Origin of the sequence: Coprococcus sp. TM115-187 (assembly GCF_027679115.1) — a bacterium.
Lineage (GTDB): Bacteria > Bacillota > Clostridia > Lachnospirales > Lachnospiraceae > Allocoprococcus > Allocoprococcus comes.
On record NZ_JAQEKS010000008.1, the window covers coordinates 21158 to 36646 of the forward strand.

Here is a 15489-nt window from a genome sequence, read left to right on the forward strand (position 1 = left end):
AAAAAACACGGAAATATTCCGTGTTTTTTGTATTTACATCCTCTTTTTAGATTATTCTCCCCAGCGAAGTCCTTTTCCGGCTTCTACTGCCTTATCATAAATCACTTTTGCTGCTACCAGATCTTGCGCAGCAACTCCTACAGTTTCATATACGATAATTTCTTCGTCATTTTCACGTCCTTTGATCTTTCCATTGATCACATCTCCAAGACTTCCAAGCACATCCTCTTCTGTAATGATTCCGTCTGCGATCGGAATCAGAAGATCTCCCGTTTCTGAAAGTGCCGCCTCTTTTGAATCACAGATGATCTTAGATGCTCTCGGCAGAACTGCCGGATCCAGCTCATGCTTATGAGGTTCATAAGTACCTACGCAGCTGATAGTTGCACCAGCCTTTACCTTTGTTCCGTCAAACACCGGTTTTGCGGAAGGAGTCACAGTAATAATAAGATCTGCATCTTCGATACAGTCATCTGAATCCTTAGCCGGTATGATTGTTGCACCGTATTTAGCCAGTTCCTTCTGCATTTCTTCGGCAAATGCTTTGCATCTTTCTTCATTCAGGTCAAAGATCTTTACTTCTTCCAGCTTTCTGGCTGCAAACATTGCTTCAAGCTGAGCTGCTGCCTGTCCCCCTGTACCGATCATTGCACCTTTTTTACATTCCTTTTTTCCAAGCAGATCGAATGCTGCACCGGAAGAAGCCCCCGTACGAAGCTGTGTCACATAAGTTCCATCCAGCATCGCGATCACATATCCTGTCTTTCCATCGATCAGCATGGTCTGCGCCGGTGATGTCATCAGATTGTTATCGATATTGTGTGGAAAAATGTTGATCACCTTCATGGCTGCTGCATCTAATTCCGGAGCATAGGCCGGCATAAACAGAAATGCGCCGTCATATTTTCCATTGATGACTGTACGAAGCGGTGTATCTACCGTGCCATCGACAACCATCTTAAATGCCTGCTTATCCGCTTCGATCATATCTTTCATTGTAATTACACATTTAATATCCTCTTTTGAAAGCAATAACATACCCGTTCTCTCCTTATCCATACCAATACTTTTATTCGTGATGATATCCGTAGTCTGCATCCAGTGCCCATGGCTGCATTGCACCGCCTTCTTCTGCCGGTCTGCAGTTCTGTGCGTAAATATTTAAAACACCCTTCTGCTGCTTAAGCGGCGGACGTACCCAGGATTTTCTTCTTTCTGCCAAGACCTCATCGGATACGAGAAGATTGACGGTTCCCCCTGCAATGTCCATCTCAATTTCATCACCATTTTCGATCAGGGCGATCACACCGCCGTCGTAGGCTTCCGGAGAAACATGTCCGACGATTGCTCCGTAGTTGAATCCGGAGAAACGTGCATCTGTGATAAGCCCAACCTTTTTATCAAGTCCAAGTCCGATCAGAGCATCGATACTAAGCATCAGCTCTTTCATACCCGGTGCTCCTTTACATCCTTCATAGCGGATAACAAGAATGTCCCCCGCGACAATCTCGCCTGCCATAATGGCTTTATACGCATCCTGATCGCATTCATACACTTTTGCCGCACCCTTGATGTATTTTACTTCTTCATACACTGCTGTCGGACGTACGATCGCTCCTGCCGGAGAAATATTTCCCCGCATGATTTTAAGTCCCGGTTCTTTTGCTACAGGATCTTCCAGCGAATGAATGACTTTATTTGGCGCGCTTTTCACAGAATCGAGGAGTTCACCCCAAGTTGTATCCCCGTAAATCGTTGGCGCGTCGGTGTGGATTTTACCGGCAAGCTGCTTCATAACCTGCTTTACACCGCCGGCATAATGAAAATCTACAACTGTATACGGTCCGCTTGGAATCACTGCATTGATGCAGTAAATTTTCTTCGCATACTTTTCAAAATCTGCCAGTGTAAGCTTGATACCAAGTTCATATGCGTATGCCAGGATATGCAGTACCGCATTGGTTGATCCTGCAACTGCCATATCAAACATGATCGCATTTTCCAGAACATCTTTGGTAATCAGATCCTTTGGTGTCTTTCCGGATCTGGCAAGCTGTACCATATATTTTCCTGCTGTTCTTGCAGCACGAAGTCTTGCATTATCTGATGCAGGAATCGTAGATGTTCCCGGCATAACAAGGTTCAATACCTCACCTAACATCTGCATCGTGTTCGCTGTTCCCATAGAAGGGCATGCACCAAAAGACGGGCAGACACTTTCTTCCATTTCAAATAACTCAGCTTCGGAAGCACCTGAGAATCTTGCCGCATCCAGATCTGCCTCTACAACTGTCTTACCACAGTAATTTCCGGCCTGCATTGATCCCCCGGTCACTACCAGAGCCGGAATATCCAGTCTGCACGCTGCCAGATAACATCCGGCAATGATCAGATCACAGGATGCCACACAGCAGATCGCATCGAAATTATGTATTCTGGATACAAATTCGATGGACATTGCCACGATATCTCTTCCTACCTGCTCATACTTCATCTCATCCGCACCATTTGCCACATTTCCGCAAGTAGCCGGGATTCCAAATTCTACCGGGATTCCTCCTGCTGCCCAGATTCCCTCTTTTACAGCTTCTGTCACCTGACGAAGATGCGCAGTTCCGGGAGAACCTGCCATATAAGAATTCGGTATTCCGATATGCGGTTTCTGACGGATATCTTCATCCGAATATCCTGCCGCCTTCATCATAACACGGCGGTGTGCCGCTTCTGTTCCGTTCCAGTAATTGTATCCCATTATTCTTCTCCTTTAATTCATGATACATGTTAAAAGCCTTTGAATTTCATTCCCCTGCTTCTATGCTATTCCAGTTTCCGGTCATTGAAAAGTCTGTAAAACTGATATCAGACTTCACTTTTTCTTAATACATTGTTAACTCTTTGATTTGCGCTTATATTTTCACTTTTTCTTATGTTTGATTTTAAAAAAATTTATGTAACTGTTCAGAGCCAACCTCCAAAATGCTACGCATTTTGTCGGTGTGGCGTATCCGCCAAATAAAATTTCAAAAACAGTCTTAAAAATGCAAGCATTTTACACCTGTTTTATGAAATTTTGCTTGGCTCTGAACAGTTACAAATTTATAATAAAATCCCACGGATATTGATTATCTTCCTTATATTAAGTAAGATAGTAAAAGAGCATTGTTTATCAACACCACGGGAGGTTTCATCATGTCTAAATACGATGTGATTCTTGATGTCTATGAGAATCAGAGCATCTCAAAAGCTGCTCAAAAACACAACTACACACAATCAGCTGTCAGCCAGACCATTCGCAATTATGAAAAAGAGATTGGTCTTAAGCTGTTCAAGCGTTCAAAAAACGGAATGGAAGCGCTTCCCGGAACAGAACCCATCTTTGAGGAGCTTATGCATATCCGCTCCGCCAATACACGGATCAATCAGATTGTATCAAATATCAATAATCTGGACAGTGGCTTTATCCGCATCGGAACGGTGCAGAGCATTGCCTATAACTGGCTCCCCGGAGTACTGAAAAATTTTTCTGCCGAATACCCGAATATCACCTTTCGGCTCTATGTTGACGGATTTCAGAACCTGACGGAAAAGCTTCACAAAAAAGAACTGGACTGTATTTTTGTTTCGCAATATGTCGCAAAGGATTTCCCAAATCTTCCTGTCGGCACCGACGAACTGGTTCTGGTTACTTCCCTGGACCATCCTCTTGCCGATCAGCTGACGGTATCTTTTGCCGATATTGACGGACAGGATTTTGTTCTCTCCGCCGATGATTTTGATTATGAAACCGGAAAATTATTCCGATTAAACCATATCACGCCTAACGTAAGATTTCGGATCAATGAAGACTATACCGCGATTAAAATGGTGGAACAGGGCTTTGGCATCACTGTACTTCCCAAACTTCTGCTTCATAATATTCCATTCAACGTCTGTGTCCGTTCCTTTACCGAACACTTCCGCAGGAATCTGTCCGTAGCCTATCTGGATACACCTGAACTCTCTCCTGCACTTGATAAGTTTCTTACCTTTGTCACCAAATGGGCCAAAGAATGTAAGCTGATCTGATTTCCTGTCACACACAAAACGGTACAAAGTTCTTCTATGACTTTGTACCGTTTCTGCGCGTAATTTTATTTTGTTTATTTTCTCAGACCATCTCTGAGCGCATCCAGATTATTTCTCTATAATTCCGTATTTATAACCACTTTCTTTCATTAATTCAAGGTATGGTTTCGGATCAAAATATTCCGGTGCATAGACCCCAGCTTCTTTCCAGATTCCTCTTCCGATCAGCTCCAGTGCAAGTGCTGCTCCAAATCCTGTCTGGGCGGTAACAGCCTGGGTTCCCCATCTTTCGATAGACTCCTGATTATCAAATGGCTGATACAGGAAGTATTCTTTTTCCTTTCCGTCTTTCTTTCCGACACAATGTACTCCGACCAGCATTTTTCCGGTCATCTCATCTCCGATATCTTTTGGCTGCGGTGCACAGGCTGCAACCACATCTCTTGGAACTACTTTCACATCTCCTACCTGCACCGGCTTGATACTGCGAAGTCCAAGTTTATCAAGCACTTTGAGTGCAGTGATCAGATTTTCGTCAAGGCTGATCTTGAAGGTTGCCTTTTTTAATCCATACTGGCTTAAATAACGGGCCATCGTCACAACTTCCTCATGCTCTACCTTTACCAGAGTATTCTTTCCTACTCCTTCCGGCATCTCGTAAACTTCCTGGCCTGCAAATGCTTTTTCTACGATAAATCCACCCTTATCTTTATCATACTCCACATTCGGATTCATCACCTCATCCAGCACTGTCCACACGTTGAATCCAAACATGATATCATCCGGATCTGCACCAGGAACAGACAGATTTCCGCCGTCTTTTACATGAACTTCTGTGATCTCATCCAGAAGCTCTGTCGCTGCGTATTTTGCAAATACATTTACAACTCCCGGATCAATCCCCATACAGATTACAGCCATATTCCCCTGTTTCTTCCAGGCTTCATGACGGTCAAAATTGTATTTTGTCATCGGTTCTGTATAGCTGTTCTCGATTCCCAGACCATACGCCGGATCTTCCATAGGTACAGACCAGGTTCCCATACTTCCGTAGTCTGCACCTGTTTTAAACGCAGCGTCAAAAATCATATTACTTGCAAAAGGCGGTGCCGCATCCATCACAAAATCAATCTTATGTTCCCGGATCATTTCTGCCATTTCCTCTGTATTTGTCGCATCGATCTTAGAAGCTTCAAAACGGGTATCCCCCTTCATCATAGTAACAACTTCTTCTGCCCTTTTTAGATCATAGTCACAGACCAGAACATATTTCAGCCATTCCCCCTTCCGGTCTCTCCACTGCATTACTTTTAAAATACTTTCACCGACAGCACCGGCTCCCACAAGCATCATTCTCATCTTTTTTCCTCCTGCTTTTCCTTTTCTTCTGTCAAATTTTATTCAAAAAATGCCCTTTCCCTTCTTCCTCGGATATTACTTTTGTATGCCACCACGTACCCCTGCTAACAATCCCATCTCATATAAGTGCCCATATAAAAAGGACAGAAAAACAGACGCACGAAATAAATCGTTCATCTGTTTTCTCTGTCCTTTTACCAGTTGGTTCTAGCCTCGTAGGTGGTGCTCTCTTTGCACACTCTCCAAAGATTCGTCAGGTCGCCTTCCTTTTTGCCTGTCAGTTTCCACGAAAGGAAGATGTTACCTTACGCTTTGCTTCTTCGGCCCCTTGCGGTGTCTAGGGCGTCCCTCATCCGACATATTCTTGATAAATTTAAGTTTACCCTTTTTTATCTGTCCGGTCAAATCTTTTATTTCTTTCCTCCGAAAATAGCCCCCATGAAACGAACATAAGTATAAACAACAAGTGCTGCTGCAATAATTGTCTCGATCAGAACTACATACTGAAGGAATGGCATTGGATGTCCCATATTTGCTGCACATGCCATAGTTTGTTTACTTGCGATCGCACTGATAACAAATGGGAATGTGAAGGCTGCATAGTTTGGAAACACTGCCTTCCTGTGCGATCGTCAGAAATATTTTCAAATCATGAATATCCATCTATTTTCTCCCTCTTTTACTCATATTTCTATTATAACACACTTCGTTTGTTTTTCCTAACCACCCATTCAACACTTTTAACCGAAAATTAAATCCAGTTACAGTCTCCACCGGTAATTGCAAGACTCAGAAGTCCATCCATTTTCTCTACTTCTTCTTCACCGATGATCTTTTCCAGTAATTCTGCCGTGTCCAGAGCATCTTCCATGGATTCGTCTGGTCCGATCTCATAGTCGATCTCTGCCTCACATTCCGGACATGGGATCCGGTTCATTGTCTGTAAGGATAAGAAACGGTTCCCACATTTTTTACATTCATAAAATCCACACTCTTTTGTGCCATCTGGTACGTAGTACATCGTATTTTAACTTCCTCTCCACATTTTAGTTTTTATATACAAAACATTCTCTCTTTTGTATGATCTTCCACTGCCTAGTATACACTATCTGACATATAAAAGTATAGTGTTATCCAGTTCATGCCCAAGCAAAAAAAGGACCATTTCCCATTTCTCAGGGAAACAGTCCTTTCACTTATCTTCAATTATTCTTCGACTTTCACCGGATCTGTCACACTTACCTTATGATCGTACCAGACACCTTTTGTTCCGATCAGCGCAACGTCAAATTCTTTATCCAACGCCGGGACCGGAATATCAAAGCCATAGACTTCTTCAGTAGCACCATTGCTGTATGTCACCGTATCGGTTGTAGGCTCCAGCAGTTCTGTCCCATCTTTTTTCGCATCTTTTGCTTTCCCAACAAAAAGATTGACGATATGTTTAGAATGCAGGCTGACATGGATCGTCATTTTCCCGTCTTTTACTGTGAGTGTTCCTTTTCCGTCATTCGCTTCATTTACATGAAACATTCCGCTGTCAGTCTTGAACTCTGCTGTGTAGGTTCCGTCTTCAAGCTCACACTCTGTCTGTTCCTCTGTTTCCTCTTCTTTAGCAGAAGAGCTTTCTGCTGTCTTTGCTTTCGTATCTGATGTGTCTGATTTTGCACCGCATCCGCTCATCATTCCCACTGCCATTACAGCAGATAATACCAATACTAACAGTTTCTTTTTCATCTTATAAATCCCTCTTTTTTTATTTATTCTGCATCAATTGCAGCCTGTGTATGTGCCACATAAAGCTGCTGGATCGCATCGATCTCACCAAGACCTGCAATCTGTGTATCAATACTGTCAAATACTCCGGATGCTTCAAACTGGCTCTTCCAAGAATCGTCATCATCGCCTGCCATATCGTTGTTTGCATGATCTCCTGCTACAACCATCAGTGGACGAAGGATTACTTTCTTGTATCCTGCATTTTTGAGCTTTTCAATTACTGCTTCACAAGCGGTATCTTCCGGTTCGCCTTCTACGGTTCCGATAAATACATTCTCATAACCAAGCTGTTCCATCTGTGTCTGCATCTGAGAATAGCTGATCTTTGCTGTGTGTGAAGTTCCATGTCCCATAAATACAAATGCGGTTCCCTCTTCTTTTGCCGCATCCAGGCTGTCAAATCCAGCTGTCTTTACAGCTTCTGCTGTAATTGCTTCTGCAACAGCTGCTTTATCCTCATTGATCGCTGTTTCATCCGCTCCGACTTCACCGAGAAGTGGTTCTGCAATTTTTACAGATTCAAATTTATCTTTGTAGTTCTCAACTGCTTCTGTCAGTTCATCATACTCGGCACCATGCATCAGATGTGTCGGCTGTACGACCAGGTTCTTAACCCCGTTGTCGACTGCTCTTTCCAGTGCCTGATCCATATTGTCGATCTTCTCATCATCACGGGCCTGTACATGGTTGATGATGATCTGTGCTGTAAATGCTCTTCTTACAGACCAGTCCGGATATGCTGCCTGAAGTGCTTTTTCCACACCACCGATATCCTCTGCACGGCTGTCATTAAAAGATGTACCAAAGCTTACAACCAGAATTTCATTTTCTCCGATGTTATCTTCGTTCAGCGGATCATCTTTCGATGCATCGCCTGTATCCCTTCCAAAATAATCCGGATCAGCGTTCTCGCCTTCTACCAGTTCTTTCTGTGCATCAGTAAGCTTATCCCAGGCTTCTTTTGCAGCCTTACACTGTTCATCTGTCTTGTCTGTTCTTTCCTGTACATAAATGTCATCGATCAGCTTTGCCACTTTGTCTGCTGCCTCCTGATCGCTGTCTTCGGATGTTTCTTCTGTCTTTGTAGAAGAAGTGTCCTCTGTCTTCTTGCTTCCACATCCAGTCATCATAGACACCGTAAGTGCTGTTGCCAATAATGCTACTAATACTCGTTTCTTCATCTTGATCCTCCCTGACTTTTTTGTCATACTTTCAGGAATCGGAATGATATTCATTACACTTTACAGCATATTTTTTGTAAGCAAAAAAAATCCCCCGTATCTAAATTTAACGAGGGCGTACAAAAAAGAAACTGACATTTTGCCCTCTGCAAAATCAGTCTGAAGTTTCTATCTTTCGTACTGCCAGTTACTCGTGGCATGAACTTTCCGTTCCTGTACTGCGAAAGGCAGGTCTCCCGACTGATTGCTCAGACGCTTGTGGCTTTCCTTCCCGGTCTCCCAGTGGTATGACAGCCTAAGCTTGCAAATTACGGTGACGAGTTCATACAGGACTTGCACCTGTTTCCCTTTTCACCAATCCAGACGTTCCGTCTGATTGACACCTTACGCATCTGTATTTATTTTTCTGAAACAAGCCTATTCTAGCACAGGCGTATGAATAGTGTCAAGAAAGGCTTGTCTGCTTCAGCACCGGCATCCGGAAAATCTGCACGATCAGCGGAATCACCATAACAAACCACACAATCGGCTCCGCAATGATAACCCCCGTGTATCCAAGATGTGGAACCAGTGTAAATGCAATCACAATTTTCCCAACCATTTCAAGCATGCTTGAGACAATCGGAGTAATATGATCATCCAGCCCCTGCATCGCATTTCGCACAATACAGATCACCGCTGTCACATAGTAGAACAGTGTATCAAACTTCAGGTATCGGGTTGCATTTTCAATTACATTTTTATTATCTGTTCCGGTTACCAGATAGACAAGCTTATCTCCAATCGTATAGCTTGCAATAATAGCAAATGTACACCAGATACAGGTGTATAAAATAGAAAGCCAGATTCCTCTTTTAATCCGGTCTATCTTTCCCGCTCCCAGATTCTGCCCACAATAGGTTGCCATTGTATTTCCAAACACGCCAAACATAAGCATAAACATTTCTGTCAGCTTTCTTGCCGCTGTCTGCGCCACGATATAATCTCTTCCAAGTTTATTGATCGCTGTCTGCAAAGTCAGAGAACCAATATTGACCAGAGAACTCATAAACCCCATAGACAAACCGGCACTCAGCATATTTTTCACCATTGCAGAACTCGGGTTTTTAAAATCTTCCCGACCAAGCCTCAAAAGTTCATATCGCTTTATCATATAAATCCAGCAAACAATAAATGCAATCGACTGTGCAAGTACCGTTGCGATTGCCGCACCTTTTACACCACTTTTTAATATTACAACAAAGAATAAATCTCCGATAATATTTAAGATAACCGATATTGCCAGGATCACAAGTGGTGTCACGCTGTCTCCCAGTGAACGAAGCGCTGCCGCACAGGCATCATAAAGATAAGTTACCACAAGTCCCGCGATAATTATGAAAATATAACTTTTAGCTGTTTCCAGAAGGTTTGCAGGAACATTCAGCATTTTTAAGATCGGCTGCAAAAATAACAGACCGAATATTGTAAAAAATAACGCAATTCCTGTTCCTATAAGTAGTGACATGGCAAATGATTTTTTTACATCTTTATAGTCTTTTGCCCCGAATTTCTGTGCTGTGATGATTGCAAAACCTCCGGAAAGCCCTTGCAAAAATCCAATGATCAGATTGCTTAAGGTTGAGGTCGCGCCGACTGCTGCCAGCGCATCCTCCCCTAAAAAAGTTCCGACAATTCTGGTATCCACAAGACTGTATGTAAGTTGCAGAAGATTTGCGAAAAAGATCGGCAGCGCAAAAGCCAGTATCAGTGTGGATGGTTTTCCTTTTGTTAGATCTTTCATATTTTAAATTTCATCCTGTCTAATTTTTCTTGTCCATCAATCCGAACTGTATCGTAACGCAGGTCGCAATGATCAGTCCAAACATATAGAACGAATATTTCAGTACATTAAGCGGTGATACATCAGCAAGTGCCGTAATCATCAGCATACCACCATCATGTGGCATCAGTGCAATAAATGCGCAGGCAAAGATATCCACCAGACTGGCAAGTCTCTTCGGTGCGATCTTATATTTTTCCCCGATTTCTTTTGCAATCGGACAGGTAACAATGATTGCGATCGTATTATTTACCATAGCTGCGGAAAGGATACCTGACATCAGTCCGATTCCATATTCCGCACCACGTCTGCTCTTGATCTTGCTGCTGATCGCGCCCACCAGCCATTCAACACCGCCATATTCACGTACAAGACCGATGATACCGGATACAAGAATGGCAACGATACTGATGCTGAACATATCACTCATACCACTTCCAATTGCCTGGATCCATTCAAAAAATCCACAGCTTCCGACACAAAGTCCAATGATACCGGATGCAAGTATTCCGACAAAAAGGACTACCGCAACATTAACTCCCATAAGTGCCGCAATGAGAACTATGAAATACGGAAGAACTTCAATAATATTGTAACTTCCTGCTTCAATCGCCCCACTTCCTACTCCGCCAAAAATCGAGTACAGGATTATTGCCACAATTGCCGCCGGAAGAGCAATGAAAAAGTTCATTTTAAATTTGTCTTTCATCTCAGAACCACATCCTTCTGCTGCGGAAATAGTTGTATCTGAAATCATGGAAAGATTATCACCAAAATATGAGCCTCCGATCACTGCTGCACCGACGACTGCCACATTCAGGTGTGCACCCTGTGCTACATTAATAGCAATTGGCGCCATTGCAGCAATCGTTCCCATGGATGTCCCGATTGATGTAGAAATAAAACAACACATCAAAAATACGCCCGGAACCAACAGTTTCACAGGAATAAAATGCAGACAGAGATTTACAACTGAGTCTTTTCCTCCCATTGCCGCCGCTGCTCCCTGGAATCCGCCGGCCATCAGATAGATCAGAACAATCATCATAACTCCTGAATTTCCCATATTTGTCGTCATAATATTCAGTTTATCTGCCACATTCATTTTTCTGTTCAACAACAATGCTACTGCACAGCCTGCCAAAAGGGCCACGTGACGCGGAAATTTTCCAAATGGTTCCGTGACTCCCATTAGTGTAAATGTAATTCCACACCCTACATAACATGCAAGAAATACAATCAGCGGAAGAAATGCTGCTGCTCCAAGATTTTTCTTTTGTTTATCCATCTTACTTGTCCTCTCATCCTTTTTTTCTAATTTGCCAAATGTTTATCCAATGCATCCTTAAGCTGAGTCAGTGCCTGTTCCAAAGTCACACGCGGGCAGGCAACATTGAATCTCTCGAACTGAGCGGTCTCCAGTCCGAAGATAATTCCCGAATCCAGCCACAGTTTTGCCTCTTCAAGCATCAGATGTTCCAGTTCTTCATTACTAAAACCATAACCAGAAAAATCAACCCATACCAGATAGGTTCCTTCCGGCTCAACCATCGTTGCCTTTGGGAGGTTCTCTTTCACAAACCTGCTCATATACTGTACATTTTCATAAATGTACTGCACCAGTTCATCCACCCACTCGGCACCTTTGGTATAACATACTTTTACAGCAAGCTGTCCCATCAGACTTCCCTGACTGTAAGCTGCCTGTGTATTTGCCCACTGGTATTTTTTCCGTAATTCTTCATTTGGAATAATGATATTCGCCGGCTGAAGACCAGCTACATTAAAGGTCTTTCCAGGTGAGCTGTAAAGTGCAAGGATCTCGCGGTATTTTTCATCCAGATTCATGCAACTTGTGAAGGTATGTCCCGGGAAAATGAAATCACAATGCATTTCATCCACCATCCAGATTACATTGTATTTCAGACAGATTTCTGCAACTCTTTCCAGTTCTTCTCTTGTCCAGACCCTGCCGACCGGGTTGTGCGGATTACAGAAGATCAGCGCTTTTACGCCTTCCTCCTGAATCATTTTTTCCATCTTTTCAAAGTCGATGGAATAATGGTTATTCTCATAGCGAAGCTGGCAGTTCACCAGTCTTCTTCCGTCATTTTTTATTACTTCACTGAATGGATAGTAAACCGGCTGCATAACCATCATGGCATCTCCCTCTTCGGTAAATGCTCTTACGCTGGTTCCAAGTGCATAGACAATCCCAGCACCAAGTGTTACCCACTCCGGTTCGATCGTATATCCATAACGTGTGGAGAACCAATGGTTCATTGCTGCAAAATATTCATCCAGCGGATCCGTATAACCAAAGATTCCATGGTCAATTCTCTTGTGGAATTCATCCAGAATTTCATCCGGAAGACGAAAATCCATGTCTGCCACCCAGAGCGGAAGCAGATCATCTCTTCCCTTTCGTTTCATTCCAAAATCATATTTCAGGCAGTCCGTTCCATGTCTGTCGATTACTTCATCAAAATTGTACTTTCCCATCTTATGCCTTTCTCCTTGTCGCAAAATTCTCTCGTTTTTTATACCTCTTTTTGTTAGACATGTCAATGTTTTTTCTATAGAAGTATAAAATAGAATGTACACTGACCCAATAAAAATAGCTGTGGATTGAACCGACTTCCAATCGTTAGAATTTAGGTCTAACTTTTGGGGCAGGTTTCATCCACAGCCATTTTTCCTTATGATTCTTTTATTTTATCGTATGCAAATATATGCCATATACACTGCATACATTCCAAGCATCGTAGCGCCTTCTCTTCGGTCGATCATTTTTGAAGTCCATGCAAACACCAGAACAACAAGACTCATCGCAATCAGTACAACCGTATCAATGATATTATCGGTAAGAAATTTCACTGGACTGATGGCAGCTGCAACTCCAAGTACCAACAGGATATTGAAAATATTAGAACCGATCACATTTCCGAGTGCCATATCCACTTCATTCTTTCTTGCCGCAACAATCGATGTTACAAGTTCCGGAAGACTGGTTCCCATCGCAACGATGGTAAGTCCGATAAGTGTCTGACTGAGTCCGAATGCGCTTGCAAGTGCTGAAGCACTGTCTACAACAAAATCACCGCCAAATTTGATTGCGATCATGCCACCAACAATAAATAACGCACATTTCCAAAGTGGCAGGATCTGAATTTCTTCGTCTACTAATTCTCCCTCTTCGCGCATCATCTGACTTTCCTTGTGTGCTGCTCTTGCTTTCTTGGCAGAGCCAATCATCCAGATCAGATAAGCTGCAAAAATAAGGAGAAATACACCGCCATCTAAATGTCCTAAAAGCATCCCGACATATCCAAGCACCATCAGCAAGGCCGCACAGATAATTGATAATGGAAACTCTTTTTTCAATGTATCTTTTTTTATCGTAAGAGGTGCAAATAACGCACAGGCTCCACAAACAACCATCAAGTTGAAAATATTCGATCCGACAACATTACTTACCGCAAGTGAGTTATTTCCTGTCAGGGATGCCGTTACACTGACCGCACATTCCGGAAGGCTGGTTCCCATTGCAACGATGGTCATACCGATGATCATCGATGGAACATGAAGCTGCTTCGCAACAGAAGAACTTCCTTCTACAAAATAATCTGCTCCTTTCATCAATAGAGCAAACCCTATAATCAAAATAATGATTGATTTTATAAGTGCCATGACCAAAACCTCTCTTTTAAATACTTCCTACCAAATTGCAACTCCCACTATAAAACAAGAAAGTTGGACTGTCAACTCTAAAGGCAGGGATTCGTGATATTTCACAAATCCCTGCCTTTTACTTGTTCTACCGAATAAAATTTGTCGGAATCTTTGCTTCTTTTTCCGGAAGTCCAAACTGCTCTTTTCCAAGTGCAATACTCTTCATAAGGAAAGTCATATTTCTTGCAAGTGTACGCATCGTCTGCCTTCCTTCCTCATCCTTTTCGGCCTCTCCCGGTGCTGCCCCATGGATGCTGTTCCAGTACTGGCTGGATGCAACCGGCATTCCGGAAATGGTAAAATATTTATTCAGCTCATCAAATGTCGCAGAACATCCGCCACGTCTTGCACAGGCAACGCTTGCTCCCACTTTCATCGTTTTATCAAAATGACTGCTGTAGAACAGTCTGTCAAGACAGGCGATCAGAGTTGCATTTGCAGACGCATAGTACACCGGACTTGCGATTACAAGACCATCTGCTTCTTCAAACTTCGGAGCTAACTCATTCACTACATCGTCAAAAACACATTGTCCTTTTTCGTAGCAGGAACCACAGGCGATACAGCCACGGACTGTTTTGTTACCGATAACAGCTGTCTCAACTTCTACTCCGTTTTCTTTGAAAATATTCTCCATCTCTTTTAATGCAATGGCTGTGTTTCCGTTTGCTTTCGGGCTTCCGTTGATCATAAGTACTTTTAAATTTTCTTTCATGATAATGATTCTCCTTTTCTGACAATTTACTACTTCTATTCTATCACTTTTTTTGGGTTTTGCAGAAAATGTTGTCAGGCGAATAAGAAAATAAAACGAGACAAATCCAATTGTTGTGCAATGGAGAGAAGACTCAGAAATTGTGAAAGCCTTTGCTGACACAATTTTCACTCTCAGAGGCTTCTCGGAATGCCCTGCGCAACGGATTTGTCCCGTTTTATTTTCTTATTCGCCGTCAATCCTGACAACGCTTACTTTCCTTCCCCTTCCGGGAAAATAATCTTATTTACGAAGAAGAATACCACCATCGATACCCCTCCATTCAACACTGTCGTTCCAATATTGTATAACCATCCCGGCACAAACATCCCGGCTACCGCAACCCAGATACAGTTGATCGAGTTTACGATACAGGTAACAATACAGAATGCGATCAGATACCAGAATGCCTGATACCATACTTTTCCTTTACTGCGGAATACAAAATTTCTCTGGATCGGAAAGTTAATACACTCTCCGACTACCATCGCGATCATGTACGCACAAAAATAAGGAAGTCCGCCATGTGCGGCGTCATATCCGATGATGTTCCACTTGAAAGTCTCACCGAATAAAGTAATGTCAATTCCCGGAAATCCGAAATCTACTTTTGGAAGTCCTGCAAATGCCAACGGCAGGAACAACAAGAGTAAATATTTGAGCACTGTGATCAGGTTGCTGACGATCACGAACAGACCGCCCTCCCGGATCCATTTGGAGGCTCCGGGATGCTTGTCTGCGAAGTGCTGCCATGAATTTTTAATACTGTCTATCATATGCAGTCCTCTTTCATACAT

14 protein-coding genes and 1 riboswitch are annotated in these 15489 nt (G+C 42.8%); of the genes, 1 reads left to right on the forward strand and 13 read right to left on the reverse strand.

Going from position 1 to position 15489, the window contains the following annotated elements:
* Positions 1 to 51 precede the first annotated feature (51 nt).
* Together PGW42_RS07525 and ilvD are read right to left on the reverse strand one after the other, a co-directional pair.
* Complete coding sequence (locus PGW42_RS07525; RefSeq protein ID WP_270202963.1) at positions 52 to 1038, reverse strand: ornithine cyclodeaminase family protein; 987 nt, start codon at positions 1036 to 1038, stop codon at positions 52 to 54.
* A gap of 31 nt (positions 1039 to 1069) precedes the next feature.
* A complete protein-coding gene (gene ilvD, locus PGW42_RS07530) occupies positions 1070 to 2752 on the reverse strand; it encodes a dihydroxy-acid dehydratase (RefSeq protein ID WP_270202962.1) in 1683 nt (560 codons plus the stop codon).
* Positions 2753 to 3189: 437 nt separating this feature from the next.
* Here ilvD and PGW42_RS07535 point away from each other — a divergent pair, with 437 nt between their 5' ends.
* Positions 3190 to 4065 (forward strand): LysR family transcriptional regulator, encoded by an 876-nt coding sequence (locus tag PGW42_RS07535; protein ID WP_270202961.1) that lies wholly within the window; start codon positions 3190 to 3192, stop codon positions 4063 to 4065.
* A 108-nt stretch (positions 4066 to 4173) separates the two neighbouring features.
* Here the strand turns inward: PGW42_RS07535 and PGW42_RS07540 are convergent, their stop codons facing one another.
* From PGW42_RS07540 to PGW42_RS07590, 11 genes are all read right to left on the reverse strand, one after another.
* Complete coding sequence (locus tag PGW42_RS07540; protein WP_270202960.1) at positions 4174 to 5424, reverse strand: saccharopine dehydrogenase family protein; 1251 nt, start codon at positions 5422 to 5424, stop codon at positions 4174 to 4176.
* A gap of 410 nt (positions 5425 to 5834) precedes the next feature.
* On the reverse strand, positions 5835 to 6038 hold the full coding sequence (locus tag PGW42_RS07545; protein ID WP_279217451.1) for a hypothetical protein: 204 nt from the start codon (positions 6036 to 6038) through the stop codon (positions 5835 to 5837).
* A 137-nt stretch (positions 6039 to 6175) separates the two neighbouring features.
* Entirely contained in the window at positions 6176 to 6445 is a 270-nt protein-coding gene (locus PGW42_RS07550) for a hypothetical protein (protein ID WP_008368773.1), read from the reverse strand.
* Positions 6446 to 6630: 185 nt separating this feature from the next.
* Positions 6631 to 7161, reverse strand: coding sequence for a hypothetical protein (locus PGW42_RS07555; protein ID WP_270202959.1), 531 nt, complete (start codon positions 7159 to 7161; stop codon positions 6631 to 6633).
* Positions 7162 to 7184: 23 nt separating this feature from the next.
* The gene (locus tag PGW42_RS07560) at positions 7185 to 8384 is read right to left on the reverse strand and encodes a sirohydrochlorin cobaltochelatase (protein WP_022220057.1); all 1200 of its coding nucleotides are present in this window, start codon (positions 8382 to 8384) and stop codon (positions 7185 to 7187) included.
* A 209-nt stretch (positions 8385 to 8593) separates the two neighbouring features.
* Positions 8594 to 8786: riboswitch (cobalamin riboswitch) on the reverse strand.
* Positions 8787 to 8829: 43 nt separating this feature from the next.
* Positions 8830 to 10167 carry an MATE family efflux transporter gene (locus tag PGW42_RS07565; RefSeq protein WP_270202958.1) on the reverse strand — a complete coding sequence of 446 codons (1338 nt, stop codon included), beginning with the start codon at positions 10165 to 10167 and terminating at the stop codon, positions 8830 to 8832.
* 19 nt (positions 10168 to 10186) lie between these two features.
* The gene (locus tag PGW42_RS07570; RefSeq protein ID WP_118198600.1) at positions 10187 to 11494 is read right to left on the reverse strand and encodes a Na+/H+ antiporter NhaC family protein; all 1308 of its coding nucleotides are present in this window, start codon (positions 11492 to 11494) and stop codon (positions 10187 to 10189) included.
* Positions 11495 to 11520: 26 nt separating this feature from the next.
* Positions 11521 to 12708 carry a MalY/PatB family protein gene (locus PGW42_RS07575; RefSeq protein WP_270202957.1) on the reverse strand — a complete coding sequence of 396 codons (1188 nt, stop codon included), beginning with the start codon at positions 12706 to 12708 and terminating at the stop codon, positions 11521 to 11523.
* A 213-nt stretch (positions 12709 to 12921) separates the two neighbouring features.
* Complete coding sequence (locus PGW42_RS07580) at positions 12922 to 13896, reverse strand: calcium/sodium antiporter (protein WP_008368789.1); 975 nt, start codon at positions 13894 to 13896, stop codon at positions 12922 to 12924.
* Between the two features lie 127 nt (positions 13897 to 14023).
* A complete protein-coding gene (locus PGW42_RS07585) occupies positions 14024 to 14653 on the reverse strand; it encodes a flavodoxin family protein (RefSeq protein WP_270202956.1) in 630 nt (209 codons plus the stop codon).
* A gap of 251 nt (positions 14654 to 14904) precedes the next feature.
* Positions 14905 to 15465 carry a GtrA family protein gene (locus PGW42_RS07590; protein ID WP_117835221.1) on the reverse strand — a complete coding sequence of 187 codons (561 nt, stop codon included), beginning with the start codon at positions 15463 to 15465 and terminating at the stop codon, positions 14905 to 14907.
* Between the last annotated feature and the right edge of the window lie 24 nt (positions 15466 to 15489).

What these genes read in the sequence shown, in the direction of transcription:
- PGW42_RS07580 (WP_008368789.1), bottom strand. Translation starts at nt 13,896, where the DNA reads ATGGCACTTATAAAATCAATCATTATTTTGATTATAGGGTTTGCTCTA.
- PGW42_RS07585 (WP_270202956.1), bottom strand. Translation starts at nt 14,653, where the DNA reads ATGAAAGAAAATTTAAAAGTACTTATGATCAACGGAAGCCCGAAAGCA.
- PGW42_RS07550 (WP_008368773.1), bottom strand. Translation starts at nt 6,445, where the DNA reads ATGTACTACGTACCAGATGGCACAAAAGAGTGTGGATTTTATGAATGT.
- PGW42_RS07565 (WP_270202958.1), bottom strand. Translation starts at nt 10,167, where the DNA reads ATGAAAGATCTAACAAAAGGAAAACCATCCACACTGATACTGGCTTTT.
- PGW42_RS07570 (WP_118198600.1), bottom strand. Translation starts at nt 11,494, where the DNA reads ATGGATAAACAAAAGAAAAATCTTGGAGCAGCAGCATTTCTTCCGCTG.
- PGW42_RS07535 (WP_270202961.1), top strand. Translation starts at nt 3,190, where the DNA reads ATGTCTAAATACGATGTGATTCTTGATGTCTATGAGAATCAGAGCATC.
- PGW42_RS07540 (WP_270202960.1), bottom strand. Translation starts at nt 5,424, where the DNA reads ATGAGAATGATGCTTGTGGGAGCCGGTGCTGTCGGTGAAAGTATTTTA.
- PGW42_RS07575 (WP_270202957.1), bottom strand. Translation starts at nt 12,708, where the DNA reads ATGGGAAAGTACAATTTTGATGAAGTAATCGACAGACATGGAACGGAC.
- ilvD (WP_270202962.1), bottom strand. Translation starts at nt 2,752, where the DNA reads ATGGGATACAATTACTGGAACGGAACAGAAGCGGCACACCGCCGTGTT.
- PGW42_RS07560 (WP_022220057.1), bottom strand. Translation starts at nt 8,384, where the DNA reads ATGAAGAAACGAGTATTAGTAGCATTATTGGCAACAGCACTTACGGTG.
- PGW42_RS07555 (WP_270202959.1), bottom strand. Translation starts at nt 7,161, where the DNA reads ATGAAAAAGAAACTGTTAGTATTGGTATTATCTGCTGTAATGGCAGTG.
- PGW42_RS07525 (WP_270202963.1), bottom strand. Translation starts at nt 1,038, where the DNA reads ATGTTATTGCTTTCAAAAGAGGATATTAAATGTGTAATTACAATGAAA.